The organism is Nocardioides nitrophenolicus (assembly GCF_016907515.1).
Classification (GTDB): domain Bacteria; phylum Actinomycetota; class Actinomycetes; order Propionibacteriales; family Nocardioidaceae; genus Nocardioides; species Nocardioides nitrophenolicus.
The window spans coordinates 3,775,296-3,790,350 of record NZ_JAFBBY010000001.1; the positions used below are offsets into that span (position 1 = coordinate 3,775,296).

The 15,055-nt window shown below is 73.4% G+C and carries 12 protein-coding genes; 9 read left to right on the top strand and 3 right to left on the bottom strand.

What is annotated here, in order from left to right; all coding sequences use genetic code 11:
* The first annotated feature begins 18 nt into the window (after nucleotides 1–18).
* The 4 genes from JOD66_RS18350 to JOD66_RS18365 are packed head-to-tail and all read left to right on the top strand — an operon-like array spanning nucleotide 19 to nucleotide 3,295.
* Nucleotides 19–909, top strand: a complete 891-nt coding sequence (locus JOD66_RS18350; RefSeq protein WP_204838267.1) for a branched-chain amino acid ABC transporter permease — start codon at nucleotides 19–21, stop codon at nucleotides 907–909.
* On the top strand, nucleotides 902–1,798 hold the full coding sequence (locus JOD66_RS18355) for a branched-chain amino acid ABC transporter permease (RefSeq protein ID WP_204838268.1): 897 nt from the start codon (nucleotides 902–904) through the stop codon (nucleotides 1,796–1,798). The genes JOD66_RS18350 and JOD66_RS18355 overlap by 8 nt, the downstream gene beginning before the upstream one ends.
* Nucleotides 1,785–2,579, top strand: coding sequence for an ABC transporter ATP-binding protein (locus JOD66_RS18360; RefSeq protein WP_204838269.1), 795 nt, complete (start codon nucleotides 1,785–1,787; stop codon nucleotides 2,577–2,579). The genes JOD66_RS18355 and JOD66_RS18360 overlap by 14 nt, the downstream gene beginning before the upstream one ends.
* Complete coding sequence (locus tag JOD66_RS18365) at nucleotides 2,579–3,295, top strand: ABC transporter ATP-binding protein (protein ID WP_204838270.1); 717 nt, start codon at nucleotides 2,579–2,581, stop codon at nucleotides 3,293–3,295. The genes JOD66_RS18360 and JOD66_RS18365 overlap by 1 nt, the downstream gene beginning before the upstream one ends.
* 6 nt (nucleotides 3,296–3,301) lie before the next feature.
* On the opposite strand, the gene JOD66_RS18370 is transcribed toward JOD66_RS18365, so the two are convergent.
* Complete coding sequence (locus tag JOD66_RS18370; RefSeq protein ID WP_204838271.1) at nucleotides 3,302–3,940, bottom strand: GntR family transcriptional regulator; 639 nt, start codon at nucleotides 3,938–3,940, stop codon at nucleotides 3,302–3,304.
* A 131-nt stretch (nucleotides 3,941–4,071) separates the two neighbouring features.
* Here JOD66_RS18370 and JOD66_RS18375 point away from each other — a divergent pair, with 131 nt between their 5' ends.
* Entirely contained in the window at nucleotides 4,072–6,066 is a 1,995-nt protein-coding gene (locus JOD66_RS18375) for an oxidoreductase (RefSeq protein WP_204838272.1), read from the top strand.
* 9 nt (nucleotides 6,067–6,075) lie between these two features.
* Here JOD66_RS18375 and JOD66_RS29200 read toward each other — a convergent pair whose 3' ends face one another.
* Entirely contained in the window at nucleotides 6,076–8,481 is a 2,406-nt protein-coding gene (locus JOD66_RS29200) for an Ig-like domain-containing protein (RefSeq protein ID WP_204838273.1), read from the bottom strand.
* Nucleotides 8,482–8,637: 156 nt separating this feature from the next.
* Here JOD66_RS29200 and JOD66_RS18385 point away from each other — a divergent pair, with 156 nt between their 5' ends.
* On the top strand, nucleotides 8,638–11,508 hold the full coding sequence (locus JOD66_RS18385) for a helix-turn-helix transcriptional regulator (protein WP_204838274.1): 2,871 nt from the start codon (nucleotides 8,638–8,640) through the stop codon (nucleotides 11,506–11,508).
* Nucleotides 11,509–11,526: 18 nt separating this feature from the next.
* Here JOD66_RS18385 and JOD66_RS18390 read toward each other — a convergent pair whose 3' ends face one another.
* A complete protein-coding gene (locus JOD66_RS18390) occupies nucleotides 11,527–12,183 on the bottom strand; it encodes a TetR/AcrR family transcriptional regulator (RefSeq protein WP_239545314.1) in 657 nt (218 codons plus the stop codon).
* A gap of 140 nt (nucleotides 12,184–12,323) precedes the next feature.
* Here JOD66_RS18390 and JOD66_RS18395 point away from each other — a divergent pair, with 140 nt between their 5' ends.
* Genes JOD66_RS18395 through JOD66_RS18405 form a run of 3 tightly spaced genes read left to right on the top strand, consistent with a single transcriptional unit; the run spans nucleotide 12,324 to nucleotide 15,044 of the window.
* Nucleotides 12,324–13,136, top strand: coding sequence for an enoyl-CoA hydratase-related protein (locus tag JOD66_RS18395; RefSeq protein WP_239545316.1), 813 nt, complete (start codon nucleotides 12,324–12,326; stop codon nucleotides 13,134–13,136).
* 1 nt (nucleotide 13,137) lies between these two features.
* On the top strand, nucleotides 13,138–14,286 hold the full coding sequence (locus tag JOD66_RS18400) for an acyl-CoA dehydrogenase family protein (protein ID WP_204838276.1): 1,149 nt from the start codon (nucleotides 13,138–13,140) through the stop codon (nucleotides 14,284–14,286).
* Nucleotides 14,287–14,303: 17 nt separating this feature from the next.
* On the top strand, nucleotides 14,304–15,044 hold the full coding sequence (locus tag JOD66_RS18405) for an SDR family NAD(P)-dependent oxidoreductase (RefSeq protein ID WP_204838277.1): 741 nt from the start codon (nucleotides 14,304–14,306) through the stop codon (nucleotides 15,042–15,044).
* The last annotated feature ends 11 nt before the right edge of the window (nucleotides 15,045–15,055 follow it).

Below are 15,055 nucleotides of genomic sequence, written 5' to 3' on the forward strand. Positions count from 1 at the left end.
CCGAGCTGAGGAGCAACGATGGCTGAAGTACTTCTAGACACCGCGGTGCGGGGCAGCATCATCGCCCTCCTCGCCGTCGGGCTGACGCTGGTCCAGGGCACGCTGCGCTTCGCCAACGTGGCGCACGTCGAGTTCGCCACACTGGGCGGCTATGCCGTCGTCGCCCTGACCGGGGCGGGCCTGGGCCTGCTGCCCAGCGCCGTCCTCGGCGTCGCCATCGTGGCGGTCCTGGCAGTGGTCCTGTACCGACTGCTGTTCCGCCGGCTCCTCGGCTCGGGGCCGATGATCGCCCTCATCGGGTCGTTGGCGCTGGCCATCGTCAGCCGGGCGGTCCTCCAGCTGGTCTACGGCTCGCGGCCGCAGTACCTGCCGGCGCCGCTCGAACGAGGCATCGACGTCCACGGCGTCCTGATCACTCCCAGCCAGATCCGCCTGGTCGTCATCGCCGTGACGCTGCTGGCCGGCCTGCTGCTCCTGCTGAAGTTCACCTCGTTGGGCCGGGCCGTGCGCGCGGTCGCCGCCAACCCCGAGCTGGCCGACGTGTCCGGCCTGAACCGCGGGCGGGTCGTCGACGTCGTCTGGCTGCTCTCCGCGGGCCTGGCCGCCGTGGCGGGGATCCTGCTCGCCATCGACTCCGCCGTCGGCATCGAGCTGGGCTTCAACCTGCTGCTCCCGGTCTTCGCCGCGGCGATCGTCGGCGGTCTCGGCTCGATCGCCGGCGCCATGATCGCGGCGTACGCCCTGGCCTGCGCGGAGTCGGTCGTGCTGCAGGTCGACTGGGGCGCCCTGTTCGGCGGTGGCTACCACCTCGAGGTGAGCTACCGGCCCGCCGTCGGCTTCGTCCTGCTCGTCCTCATGCTCGCACTCCGCCCCCAGGGCCTGATGGGAAGGACCGTCCGTCGTGGTTGACTACCTGCTCGGCGTCGGCATCCTCGCCGCCGTCTACTCGATCAACGCCCTCAGTCTCAACCTCCAGGTCGGGGTCACCGGCCTGCTCAACTTCGGCCAGGTCGCCTTCGTCGGCATCGGCGCCTACAGCGTGGCCATCCTCGACCGGCATGACGTCCCGTGGTTCGTGGGCTTCGTCGTCGGCGCGGTCCTGGCGGCCTTCGCCGGCGCCCTGGTCGGCCGGCTCGGCCGCACCCTCGCCAGCGACTACTGGGCCATCGCGACCCTGGCCCTCGCCGAGCTGGTCCGCCTGGTCGCGCTCAACCAGGAGGGGCTCACCGGCGGGGCGCAGGGGCTGAGCGCCGTCACCGGGATCTGGACCGGCCTGTCCGGCACCGCGCGGGACGCCGCCACCTTCGCCACGGTGCTGGCGCTGCTCGCCGCGAGCTATGTCGTGGCCCGCCGGGTGAGGATGAGCCAGTACGGGCGGGTGCTCGTGCTGATCCGCGAGAACCCCGACCTGGCGGCGAGCCTGCGCCACAACGTGGTCAGCGCGAAGGCGCGGGTGATGGCGCTGTCCGCTGTGCTGGCCTCGGTGGCCGGCGGGTTCTACGCGATGTACATCTCCTTCATCGGTCCCAGCCAGCTGCTGCCGTTCGCCACCTTCCTGATCTTCACGATGGTCGTGGTCGGCGGGCTGGGAAACACGACCGGCGCCGTCGTGGGCGCGGTCCTGATCACGGTCCTGTACGACGGCACCCGCTTCGTCCGCGACTGGATCGACGTCTCGCCGGACCAGGCAGCGGGCATCCGGATCCTGGTCATCGGCGTCGTCCTCCTCGGCTTCCTGCTCGTGCGGACCGAGGGCATCGTCCCGGAGAAGGTGAGGGCAGCCCATGCTCGTCGTTGACGGAGTCAAGAAGCACTTCGCCGGCATCGCCGCGCTCGACGGCGCCTCCATCGAGGTCACGGCGGGCGAGTCCGTCGGACTGGTCGGACCCAACGGCTCGGGCAAGAGCACGCTGCTCAATGTCGCGTCCGGGTTCGAGCGGCCGGACGCGGGTCGGGTCCGGCTGCGCGACACCGAGGTGACCGGCAAGGAGCCGTGGGAGGTCGCCGGGCTCGGCCTGGTGCGCACCTTCCAGCACGCCCACCTGCCGACCCGGATGAGCGTGCTGGACCTGATGCTCGTCGGCGGCCGGCTCGCGGTCGGCGAGACGATCCGCAGCTCGCTGTTCGCCCGCGGCAGGGTCCGGGCCGAGGAGGCCGAGGCCACGGAGCGGGCCTGGTCGATCCTCGAGCGGATCAAGCTCGACCGGCTCGCGTCCCACCCGGGTGGCAAGCTGTCGGGTGGCCAGCAGAAGCTGCTCAGCCTCGGCATGGCGCTGATGGGGGAGCCGGAGATCCTGCTGCTCGACGAGCCCACCGCCGGCGTCAACCCCACCCTGCGCGTGGAGCTCGCCGAGCACCTGCGGACCATCCAGGCCGAGGGCGTCACGCTGCTGACCGTCGAGCACGACATGCGGTTCATCGCCGACACCTGCGACCGGGTCTACGTCCTGGACCGCGGCCGGATGATCGCCTGCTGCGCACCGGGCGAGCTGGCCGACCACCCCGAGGTGCTGGAGGCCTACCTGGGCCGCAGCGGGAGCCGGGCCATGGCCGGCCACGCGGAACGAGAGGAAGCCTGATGAGCATCGACCTGCGCGGCGTGACCGCCGGCTACGTCAAGGACGTGCCCGTCGTACGAGATGTCGACGTGCACGTGCCCACGAAGGCGATCACCACCGTGATCGGGCCGAACGGATCGGGAAAGAGCACCCTCCTGCGGTCCGTCATCGGGCAGACGCCCCACACCACGGGCTCGATCGTGGTCGACGGCGCCGAGGTTCGCGGCGTGTCCGCGCACCGACGGGTGAGCGAGCACAAGGTGGCGTTCGTGCCCCAGGTGGCGAACGTCTTCGGCCCGCTGAGCATCCTGGAGAACCTGGAGGTCGGCGGGGCCCGGCTCCCGCGCCGGCAGCGTCGCCAGCGGATCGCCGAGCTCCTCGACACCTATCCCGACCTGGCGGCCAGGCGGCGGGTGCGGGCCGAGTCGCTGTCGGGAGGCCAGCGCCAGCTCCTCTCGCTGGCTCGGGCGCTGATGACGAGCCCGACCACGCTGCTGCTCGACGAGCCCTCCGCGGGCCTGTCGCCGGCGATGATGGACTCGATGTTCGACGCCGTCCGCGACACCCGGGACCTGCACGGCGTGACGGTCCTCCTGGTCGAGCAGAACGCCGTCCAGTCGCTGGAGATCTCCGACTTCGGTGTCGTGCTGGTCGCGGGTGAGCTCGCGATGCACGGACCGGCGGCGGAGATCCTCGACGACCCGACGGTCGGCCGGCTCTACCTGGGCGCCGCGTGAGGCGGCCTACCGCAGCTTCTGGAGGGTGACCTCAAGGGCGTTCATGACGTGCTCGCGGGAGGCCTTCGCGGCCGCGTCGCCGTCGCGCTTCTTGATCGCCTTCAGCATGGTCGCGTGCTCGGCGATCGCCTGCGCCGCCTCTTCGTGCGAGTAGAGCTTCGCGATGTTGTAGTTGAAGAAGTGCTCGGAGTTGCGCTGGTTGATGTTGCGCAGGCGCGGGTTGCGGGCCGCGACCATGATCGCCTCGTGGAAGGCGTCGTTGAGGTCGACGATGACCTCGCGGGGGCCGCCGGCGGTCGCCTTGGTGTGGGCGCCGAGCTGCTCCAGAGTCGCGATGTGGTCGGCGGTGGCTCGCTCGGCCGCGAGCCGGGCCGCCATCTCCTCGAGTGCGGCGCGTACCTCGTAGATGTGGCGGATCTCCTCGGGGGAGTGCTCGCGGACGACGAACCCGCGCCGCGTCGCGACCACCAGTCCCTCGCTGGCGAGCAGCTGCAGCGCCTCGCGGATCGGCGTGCGGGAGATCTCCAGCTGCTGGGCGAGGTCGTTGGCGACGAGGTGGACGTTCGGCCGGATCCGGCCCTCGATGATGTCGGACCGGATGCGACGGTGTGCCTCCTCGGTGAGGGAGAGCGGAGGCTCGGTCATCGGGCTGCGCCTTTCGGGCGAGTTGCGGTCGGGGCTGCTGAAGCCTACTGTATGTCTCACTGAATGCACTATTGCATTCAGTGTGATCTGTGCGGCCCCCGCGGCCCGACGACCAGCACCCGAGGTGACCCGTGGACGAGCGCCACCCCGAATACCCGATCCTGTTCTCGCCGCTGCGCGTCGGCCCGCTCACCTTGCGGAACCGGATCGTCAACTCCGCCCACCAGACCGGCTTCGCGCGGTCCGGCCGCTACACCGACCAGCTCGTCGAGTACCACCGGGAGCGGGCTCGTGGGGGAGCGGCGCTGATCGTGTCGCAGGCGACCTCGGTCACGGGCGACTACCTCGACCTCTACAACGCCGACGAGGAGGTCGTCCCGGCGTACCGGGCGGTGGCGAAGGCCGTCGGCGAGCACGGCGCGCACTACAGCGCGGAGCTCTACCACCCGGGCAGCCAGGGGGAGTACACCGGTCGCGGCGCCGAGGTGTACGTCGCCCCGTCCAGCGTCCCGGCCAGCTACCTCGGCGGTCGCTGGCGGGTCGCCCACGAGCTGACCGAGCCCGAGATCCTGGCGATTGTCGACGCCTTCGCCGCGGCCGCGCGGCGGTGCCGGGAGGGCGGGCTGTCCGGCATCGAGCTGCACTTCGCCCACGGCAACCTGGTCGAGCAGTTCATCTCACCCACGACCAACAGGCGCACCGACGACTGGGGCGGCGAGCTCGACAACCGGCTGCGCTTCGCCGAGCTGATCACCCGCGCGGTCCGCGAGGCCGCCGGTCCCGGCCTGGCCGTCGGTGCGCGGCTGACAGCGGCCGGCCTCGACAAGGGCGAGCCCGACGCGATGGACATGGCCGAGGTGATTGGCACGATCGGCACCTGGGACTGCCTCGACTACGTCAGCCTCACCATGGGCCACTACTCGGACGCGCTCAACACCGCTCGCAACATCCCCAACATGACCTTCGCTCCCGGTCTGTGGCAGAAGTACGGCCGTCAGGTGAGGAGCGTGGTCGACGTGCCCGTCTTCATGGTCGGCCGGGTCAACCATCCGCGCACCGCGGAGGACCTGCTGGAGGCCGGCGCGTGCGATGCCGTCGTGATGGCGCGGGCGCTCATCGCCGACCCCCACCTCCCCGAGAAGGCGCGGACCGGGCGCACCGCCGACATCCGGCCGTGCGTCGGAGCGATGAACTGCATGGACAGCCTGGAGAAGGGCCACGGCATCCGGTGCATCCACAACCCCCGTGTCGGTCACGAGCTCGACCTTCCCGAGGAGGTCCCGGCGGGCGCCGGTGGCGCCCGCGTGGTCGTGGTCGGCGGCGGTCCCGCGGGCCTCGAGGCGGCACGGGTCGCCGCTGTCCGTGGGCATCGCGTCACCCTGCTCGAGCGCGGGACCAAGGTCGGTGGCCAGGCCGCGACCGCCGCGCGCACGCCCGACCGCGGCGAGCTCGGCTCCGTCGTGGAGTGGCTGGAGCGCCAGTGCGCCGACCACGGAGTGGACATCCGCACGGGCGTCGACGCCCGGACCGCTGACGTGGCGGCGCTCGACCCCGACCTGGTCGTGGTCGCGACCGGCTCCGTCCACCCGGCTGTGCCCAGCCCCGACGCCGAGCTCACCGCCTCGGCGCTCGCCCGGCTCCAGCAGGACGTTCCCCTGGTCGGGCTCGCGGAGGTCCTCGACGGAGCGGTGGGCTCCGGTGAGGTGGTCGTCTACGACGCCGTCGCGGACTGGCCCGGCTTCAACGTGGCCCGGGTGCTGGCCGAACGCGGCTGCCGGGTGCGCTACCTGACGCCCGAGCAGTACCCGGGCGCCGCGCTGGAGGTCACGAACTGGCGGCTGGAGTACGCGGCGCTCAGCGACCTCGGCGTCGAGTTCCTGCCCGTCACCCGCGTCGTCGGGTCCACCCCGGGCGGGCTCGTGGTGCGCAGCGGGTATGCCCGCTCGACGCGGGTCCTGGAGCAGGTCGACACGCTGGTCTGGATCGCGGCGCCGCTGCCGGTCAGCGAGCTCGGGGCGGCGCTGGCGGAGGCCGGCCTCCCGGTGCTCACCGTCGGCGACGCCTACGCGCCGCGCAGCATCGAGCAGGCGATCCTCGACGCGAGGATCGCGGTCTCGGGCCGGTGAGCGTGAGCCTCACCGCAGCGCGAGCGCCCGCTCCGCCCGCAGCCCACCGTGCCGACCGCGCAGCGTGAGCAGCACGAAGCCCGCGTCCGCCGACGGGGCGGTCACCACGAACCGGGCCCGGCCGTGGCGCAGCGACACCCGCGCGACGACGGCGTCGTCGCCGAGCCGGACCCGGACCAGGCCGCCGACCGCGCGCCCCGTCGTACGACGCTCGGCGGCCACCCGGACCAGGTAGCGGTCCCCGCCGAGGGCGCGCACCTTCGCGTCCAGGACGACGGCCGGCGGGGTGCGCCGGACCGAGAGCACCACGACGTTGCTCGTCGTCGGTCGGTACGGCGACCCGGCCTCGGGCGTGTAGCGGGCCGTGATCCGGTGCGGTCCGGGGCGCAGCTTGCGGAGCACCGCGCCACCCCAGCGGGTGCTGGAGACCGGTGACGGAGCGCCCAGCGCCTTGCCGTTGTCGTAGTAGGTGACGGTGCCGGCTGGCAGCGGGAGGTCGCCGCCGTCGGGCGTGAGCCGGGCCTTCATGAGCACGGACCTGCCCTTCGCGACGATCAGCGAGCCGGTGAAGATCTTCAGCGTGGGGGTGCCGGTGCGCTGGAGCACCTGTTGGGTCAGGAACGACGACACCTCCTGGTGCGTGCTGCCGTCGCCGGAGTAGACCGCGAACAGCCGGTGCTCGCCGACGGCGAGCCCGGGGACCGTGAAGCGAGCCACGCCCTGGTGGTCCAGCGCCACCGCATCGGTGAGGGGAGTGGCGGTCGTGCCGTCGTACAGGCGCAGGGTGCCGGTGGGGACGGGGGCGCTGGTCGAGGCCTGCGCGACCGCGGCCCGGACGACGACGTCCGCGCCGACGACCACCGGGTTGTAGGGCGACGACAGGGTGATCGTGACCGCGCCACGGTTGACGGCCATCGCCTTGGGGGCGCTGGTCGAGGCGTCGAACCGGTCGTCCCCGGAGTACGCCGCGGTGATCTGGTGCACCTGCGCGGCCAGCCCGCGGGTGGAGTACGTCGCGGCCCCGGTCGCGTCGATCGGCACCGGGTTCCCGAGCGGGACGCCGTCGGCCAGGATGCTGACCGTCCCCGTCGGTACGCCGACACTCGGCGCCGCGCGCCGCACCTGGGCCGTGAAGGTCACCGGGCTGCCCACGACGACCGGCTCGTCCGGGACGCCGAGGTCGACCGTGGTGGCGCCCCGGGCGACGCTCAGCTGGGCCTGCCCGGTCGACGGGTAGGAGTCGCTGGCGCCGTCGGGGGTGTAGCTCGCCGCGAGAGTATAGTCGCCGGCCGGCAGTCCCGCGGGGACCAGCACGGTGGCGCCCCCGCCGGCGAGGGTGACCGTGCCGAGCGGCGTGGAGCCGCCGTTGCCGATCGCGTCGAGCGTGACGCTGCCGGTCGGGCCCTGGCCGCCGGCCGCCGCCGCGACGCTCACCGGCACGGTGAAGGACTGGCCGGTGACGACGCCCTGCGGCGCGGTCACGGTGATGCCGGTCGCGAAGAGCTGCCGGGCCAGGATCCGCACCGTGCCGTCGGCGACGACGTCCTGGACGCTCCAGCCGCCGACCTGGGTGACGGAGGCGCTGCCGACGGACCAGTTGCTCCCGCCACCGCCCCCGCCGCCGCCGCCGATCCCGAAGGTGCCGCCGTTCCCGCCGCTGCCGCCGCGGTACCCACCGCCGCCGCCACCGCCGCCCGCGGAGCCCGAGCCCGAGCTGGCGTCGCCGCCGCCCGTGCCCCAGCCGGCGCCGTTGCTGCCGGCGCTGCCGCCACCGCCGCCGGGAGAGGGGACGGACTGGCCGTTGCCGGCGCCGGGGCCACCCTGCCCTCCGGACTCGTGGCCGGTGGCGCCGTCGGCGGCGCCGCCGCCACCTCCACCGCCGCCACCGGCGATCACGACGTCGACGCCGTTGACGGTGAGGGTCGAGGCGCCGCCACCGCCGCCGCCGGCTCGGGCGTTGTCGGCGCCGGCGACGGTCGCGCCGGTGCCGCCGGACGCACCGCCGCGGCTGTTGGCTCCCCAGCCGCCGGACCCGGCGTCGTCCTTGTCGGAGTCGCCGCCGCGCTGGCCGGTCGCGCCGAGGTCGGCGCCGATCACGTCGCCCTCGGCGACGGTGATCGTGAAGGTCCCGAGCGCGCCGGGCCCGCCCTGGCCGCCCGACCCGCCGTGGCCGTTGCCGCCCCGTCCGCCGCCAGCACCGGAGACGGTCACGGTCAGCGTGGTCACGCCGCTCGGTACGACGAACTCGTGGTGCCCGGCCGTCGTCCACGACTGCTGGATGGCCGCGGCCCGGGCCGGCTCGGTGAGCGCGGCCACCACGGCGCCGGAGCCCACCAGCCCCAGCGCGCCGACGACGACGACCCGGCTCCGCCAGCCCACGCGCGCCTGGATCCCGGCGCTGCTCGACCTGCTCATCGACGTACTCCTCCCCGCCCGCCACCGCGGGTCGTCCCGGCAGGGACGCTAGGCAGGACCTCGTCGTCGGGACGGGCTCGGCCGGAAAACCCATCCGGTTCGGATAGGTTCGACGCCGGGGGAGGGAGGGGAGCGCATGGTCCGGAGGGGACCGTCATGAGTCGTTCCGCGGGGCTGGGACGCAGTCTCACCGTGGCCGGCCGCGACGTGCCGGCGTCGGTGCTGCCCGCGCTCGCCGCCTCGGACTACCCGAGCGCGGCCTGGGAGAGCGCGCGGCGGGCGCTGGCCGACGTCGAGCACCGGTCGGTCCTGATCGCGGTCACCGGTCTCTCGGGTGCGGGCAAGAGCGTCTGGCTGCGCCAGCTCGTCGCCTCCGCGAGCCGGGCCCGGGCCATCGTCGTCTCCGCCGACGCCTTCGAGCAGCCGATGCCCTATGCGCTGGCCGACAAGCTCGGGCACGCCGCCGGCGTACGCATCGCCCGGCCGGGGGAGGAGCCCTCCCTCCTGGACGTGGCGCGAGCGCTGGTGGCCGCGCTCGGCGACGCGGCCGGTCCGCGGCGGCGCCAGGTGATCGTGGTCGACAACGCGCAGTGGGTCGACGAGGCGTCGGTCCGGGTCCTGCGGTTCGTCCTCGGCCGGCTCGCGCACGCCGGCATCGTCGTGGTCCTCGCCGGGCACCCGGGCGCGACCGACGCGCTCGCCGACCGGATCACCGGCGGCGACCCCGCCGGCTGGCAGGAGGTACGCCGGCTGCGGATGCCCGAGCTGGGCGGTGCCTCGCTGCGGGCCTACCTGTCGCAGGTGCACGGCATCGAGGTCTCGCTGCGGCTCGCGGACCGGCTCCGCGAGCTGTCCGGTGGGCTGCCGGTGCTGGTCGACCAGCTGGCGAGCGCGCTGCGCCGCACCCACCGCTCGCACTGGGACGAGGACGTCAGCTTCCGCTTCCTCCCGGAGAACCCGTTCGGTGGCCTTGCCGCCGAGCAGCCCGCCGACCTGATGGCGGCGGTCGAGGTGGCGGCCACGCTGCGCGACCCGATCCGGGCCACGCAGCTCGAGGAGGTGCTCGCCGCGGTGCTGCCCGGCGACGTGGTCCCCGCGCGGGTCGTCGACGACGCCGTGCGCGCCGGCCTGCTGGTGGCCTCCGACGCCGGGGGCGATCCGGCCGTCGCGCCCTTCCACGACCTGTTCGCGGCCGATGTCGTCGCCCAGCTCGCCCCGGCCCGGCAGACCGAGATCCTGGTCGCCGCGGCGGAGCGGCTCGCCGACCCGCACCGGGCGCTGACCTGCCGGCTCCAGGCGGCGGCGGTGACCGCGACCGGGCTGAGCGACGTCCTGCTGGCCGAGGTGCGCCGGGCCGTGGCCGACGCGGTGGCCGCGCGCCAGGGGCCGCGGGCCGTGTCCTACCTCCGCGCCGCGCTGGCCGTCGCCGACGCCGGTGGCGACCCGGCGCTCGCGGACGGCCTCGTGGAGGAGGTGTGCGTGCTGGCCGCCGGTCTGGTCGTGTCGCCGCTGGTGATCGACCTGATCCCGCGGCTGGAGGCGATGCCGCCGGGACCGGTGCGGGACCTCGCCCTCCTGCAGACCCGCCAGATCACCGGCGACGTCGGCTGGGCCCGGGACTTCGTCGCCGAGCTGCGTGCCGACCCGCCCACGCCCGCCGAGCACCCGGACGCCGCCCTGATCGGGATGCACACCGCGATGCTGGCGGTGCTGGTGCAGCTCACCACGGGCGATCCGGCGCCCCTGCTCGGCCTGGTCGACCAGGCCCTGACGGCGGCGTGCGCGATCGGGCCCGGCGACGAGCCGCCGACCGACCGCCGCCTCGCGGTGCTGCCCAGCGCCGAGGAGGTCGCGCTGCGCTGCCGGGCGCTCTCGGTCATCGCGGCCGGCATGACCGGCCAGATCGAGCGCCTGCTCGACGACTACGTGCTCCTCGACCGGGAGATCGACGTCGCCGCCGACGGTCCCGCGCTCGCGGACGCGCTGGTCTGCCGCGGCTCGGTCCTGGTCGGCATGGGGCAGATCGAGCAGGCCGACGCCGACTTCGCGCGAGTGCTGCGACTGCAGGCATCGGGGGTGGTGGGCTGGTCGATCGGACACGGCCAGGTGATGGCGGCCTACACCCGCTGGCTGCTCGGCCGGTACGCCGAGGCGCGGGCGATCGTCGACGACACCCAGGCCACCATCCTCGACGACACCGACGTCTCCGCCCGGCCGCTCTACTACCAGCTGCGTGCCGTGCTGGCCGCGGCCCGCGGCGACCACGACGCCTACCGTCGCGAGCTGGCCATCATGGCCGAGGTGACGGTCACCGACTACGACACCTTCGGCGCCGAGCTGGACCTGCTGCACCGCGTCGAGCACGCCCTCGCCACGGGTGAGCCCGAGCTGATCGTCGACCTGCTGGCGCCCGAGCGGCTGGCCGGGCTGCGCCTGGCCAGCCAGTCGATCCGGTCCTACCGGGTGGCCGCCCTGTGCGCGCTCGGCCGCGCGGAGCAGGCCGACGCCGAGCTGGCCGAGCTCCGCGGTCTCGCCGGCGTCGGCTTCCATCCCGTCTACGCGTCGATGGACTGGCTGGAGGGCCGGGTGGCGGAGGCCTACGGGCTCACCAACCAGGCGCTGCGCGGCTACCGCCGGGCAGCCGCGGGCCCGCCCGGACACACCGCCGCACTGGCGGCGTACGACGCCGGCCGGCTGCTCCTCGAGTCCGGCGGCAGCCGCCCGGCGGCTCGCCGGCTGCTGCGCCGCGCCGCCACCGAGCTCGCCGCCCTCGGCAGGTCCCGGCTCGCCGACGCGGCCCACCTGCTGCTGCAGCGGGAGCCGGAGTCGGAGTCCTCCGGCGCGCTCGCGTCACTGAGCGCGCGGGAGCGCGAGATCGCCCGGCTCGCCGCGGTCGGGCACACCAACCGCGAGATCGCGGACCGGCTCGGGATCGCCCAGCCCACCGTCGCCTTCCACATCCGCAACGTGCTGGCCAAGCTGGGGTTGACGAGCCGGCGGGAGCTGCGCGACCTCGGCGTGGGATGAGTGGTCGGGGGCGAGCGATCAGCCCTGCAGCAGTGCGGCGTACCTCCGCTTCTGCCGGGGCTCCACGATCCCGTGCAGCGCGAGCGCGAACTGCTGGCGGACGTAGTCGTCGAAGCCGAGGGTGCGCTCGAAGTACCAGTGCTTGAGCGCCCACGCGTGGGCGAGCAGGACCAGGTTGGCGGAGACCAGCTCGGGCTCGACCTGGCGCAGCACGCCGGCCGCGATCCCGTCGGCGATGGCGCGGCGCAGGGGCTCGGTGGTCTCGACCTCGAGGTCCTTGATCCGCTGGCGCCCGGCCTCGTCGAGTGACTTGCCCTCGCGGTAGGTCAGCACGGCGGCGTGGCGGTGGCGGTCGATGACCTCGCAGTAGCCGCGGAAGGCGGCGGCCAGCCGCTCGACCGGGTCGTCGCCCACCGTCGTCATCGCCGCGGGCACGGTCGTGGCGAAGTCGTCGAGGACGTGGACGATGACGGCCAGCAGGATCTCGTCCTTGCTCCCGAAGTAGCGGTAGATCAGGCCCACGCTGACCCCCGCCTCGGCGGCGAGCGCCTGCATCGACACACCGTGGGAGCCCTCGCGCTCCATCAGCCGCGCGGCGGCGTCGAGGAGCTGCTCGCTGCGCTGCTGGGCGCGCGCCTCGCGTGCCGCGGCGTCGGGGTCGAGTGCCTGGGTCATCGTCACGGCCTCCGGGTCGGTCGAGTGAACGTGGGTTCATTCAATCACGGCCGATCGGGGCGGAGGCGTTGACATCCGGGGAAAATGAACCTACGTTCATCGCAGATGAACGAACATTCACATTGCGAGGAGGGGTCGGCATGAGCGACCTGATGGAGCACGAGTTCGGCGACATCACCTACGTCGTCGAGGACGCGGCGGCGATCGTCACGATCAACCGTCCCGAGCGCTACAACGCTTTCCGGTCGCAGACCGTGGACGAGCTGATCAGCGCCTTCAACCTGGCCTGGTCCGACCAGCGGGTGCGCGCGGTCGTGCTCACCGGCGCGGGCGAGAAGGCGTTCTGCACCGGCGGCGACGTCAAGCAGCGCGCGGAGACCGGCGACTACGGACCCGGTGAGCTGGGCCGGTTCCGGATCGGCGAGCTGCACAAGGTGATGCGCGACATCCCCAAGCCCGTCATCGCCGCGGTCAACGGCATCGCGGTCGGCGGCGGTCACGTGCTGCACGTGCTTTGCGACGTCTCGATCGCCAGCGAGGGCGCGCGCTTCGGCCAGGCGGGGCCGCGGGTCGGCTCGTTCGACGCGGGCTTCGGATCGGCGTACCTGTCCCGGGTGGTGGGGGAGAAGAAGGCCCGGGAGATCTGGTTCTGGTGCCGTCAGTACGACGCGGCGGCGGCGCTCGAGATGGGCCTGGTCAACAAGGTGGTCCCCGCCGACCACCTGCTCGCCGAGGCGAAGGCGTGGGTCGCGGAGGTCGCCGTGCTCAGCCCGACCGCGATCCGCTTCCTCAAGCAGTCCTTCAACGCCGACACCGACCACCAGGCCGGCTTCTCCAACATGGCGATGACCGCGCTCGACATCTTCGGCGTCTCGCCCGAGGGCATGGAGGGCGCCACCGCCTTCGCCGACAAGCGCCCGGCCGACTTCGCGCCGCACGTGAACTGGCACTGAGATGCACTACGGACTCGACGAAGACCAGGAGGCCTTCCGCGCCGAGCTGCGCCGGTGGGCCGAGAAGGTGCTCGCGCCGCACTACCAGGCCGACGACCGGGCGGCGGAGTTCCGCCCCCAGCTCGCCTTCGACATGGCGGGCATGGGCCTGACCGGACTCCGCATCCCCGAGGAGTACGGCGGCCAGGACGCCACCGCCGTGGTCGCGGGGATCGCCGCCGAGGAGGTCGGCCGGGCCGACTTCAACGCCGGCTACCTGATCATCAACACCGCGCTGATCAGCGACATCATCGTCCGCAACGCCAGCGCCGAGCAGAAGGCCGCCTGGCTGCCGGGGATCGCGTCCGGCGCGACGGTGCCGTGCATCATGATCACCGAGCCCGGCCACGGCACCGACGCCGCGAGCCTGGAGCTGCGCGCCGTCCCCGACGGCGACGACGCCTGGCTGCTCAGCGGCGAGAAGACCTCGATCACCCTGGGCATGGCGTCCGACCGGGCCGTGGTCCTCGCCCGCACCGGAGGCCCCGGCGCCCGCGGCGTCTCGGCGTTCTGGGTCGACCTGACGACCCCGGGCGTCACCCGCAGCGCCTTCGACGACCTGGGCAGCCGCGCCATCGGCCGGGCCTCGGTCCACTTCGACGGCGTCCGGGTCACCCGGACTGAGCTGATCGGCGCCGAGGGCGACGGCTTCGTGTCGGTCATGCAGGGCTTCGACTACTCCCGCGCGATCATCGGCCTGCTCTGCCTCGGCGCCGCGCAGGTCTCGCTCGACGAGGCCGCCCAGTGGGCCCGGGACCGCGAGGCGTTCGGGCAGCCGATCGGCCGGTTCCAGGGGGTCAGCTTCCCGCTGGCGGAGTTCGCGACCTATCTCAGGGGCGCGCGCCACGTCTGCTACGAGGCGCTCTGGCTCAAGGACCACGACCTCGAGCACAGCGCCGAGGCGGCGATGGCCAAGTTCTGGGCGCCCAAGCTCGCCACCGAGGTCATCCACCAGGCCCTGCTCACCCTGGGCCACGTCGGCTACTCGACCGAGCACAAGGTCGGTCAGCGGCTGCGTGACGTCATCGGTCTCGAGATCGGCGACGGCACCGCCCAGGTCTCCAAGCTCGTCATCTCCCGCGGCCTGCTCGGCCGCGCCTACGCACCCTGATCGGAAGGAAGCCAACCATGGGCAAGCTCGAGAGCAAGATCGCGATCGTCACCGGCGCGGGTCAGGGCATCGGCCAGGCGATCGCCGTCAAGCTGGCCGCCGAGGGCGCGACCGTCGTGGTCACCGACATCGACGAGGCGAGCGCGAAGGAGACCGCCGAGGAGATCGGCGCCGGCGCGATCGGCATCGCCACCGACGTCACCGACCGGACGTCGGTCGACGCCATGGTCGACCAGGTCGTGGCGCGCTTCGGCCGGGTCGACGTGCTGGTCAACAACGCCGGCTGGGACAAGGCCGAGCCGTTCGTCGACTCGGAGCCGGAGACCTGGGACCGGGTGATCGCGATCAACCTGTACGGCGTCCTCAACACCTCCAAGAAGGTGCTGCCGCTGATGATCGCCCAGGGTGGCGGCCGCGTGGTCAACCTCGGCTCCGACGCCGGCCGGGTCGGCTCGTCGGGCGAGGCGGTCTACTCCGCCGCCAAGGGCGGCGTGATCGCCTTCACCAAGGCGACCGCCCGCGAGGTCGCGCGGGCCGGCGTCGCGGTCAACTGCGTGTGCCCCGGCCCGACCGACACCGCGCTGTTCGCCTCGATGGGCGGGGAGCGGCTGCGCGAGGCGCTCGCCAAGGCGATCCCGATGCGCCGTCTCGGGCTCCCTGCGGACCTCGCCAACGCCGTCGCCTTCTACGCCTCCGACGAGGCCGCCTTCATCACCGGCCAGACCGTCAGCGTCAGCGGCGGCCTGACCATGTCCTGATCCGTTCCTGA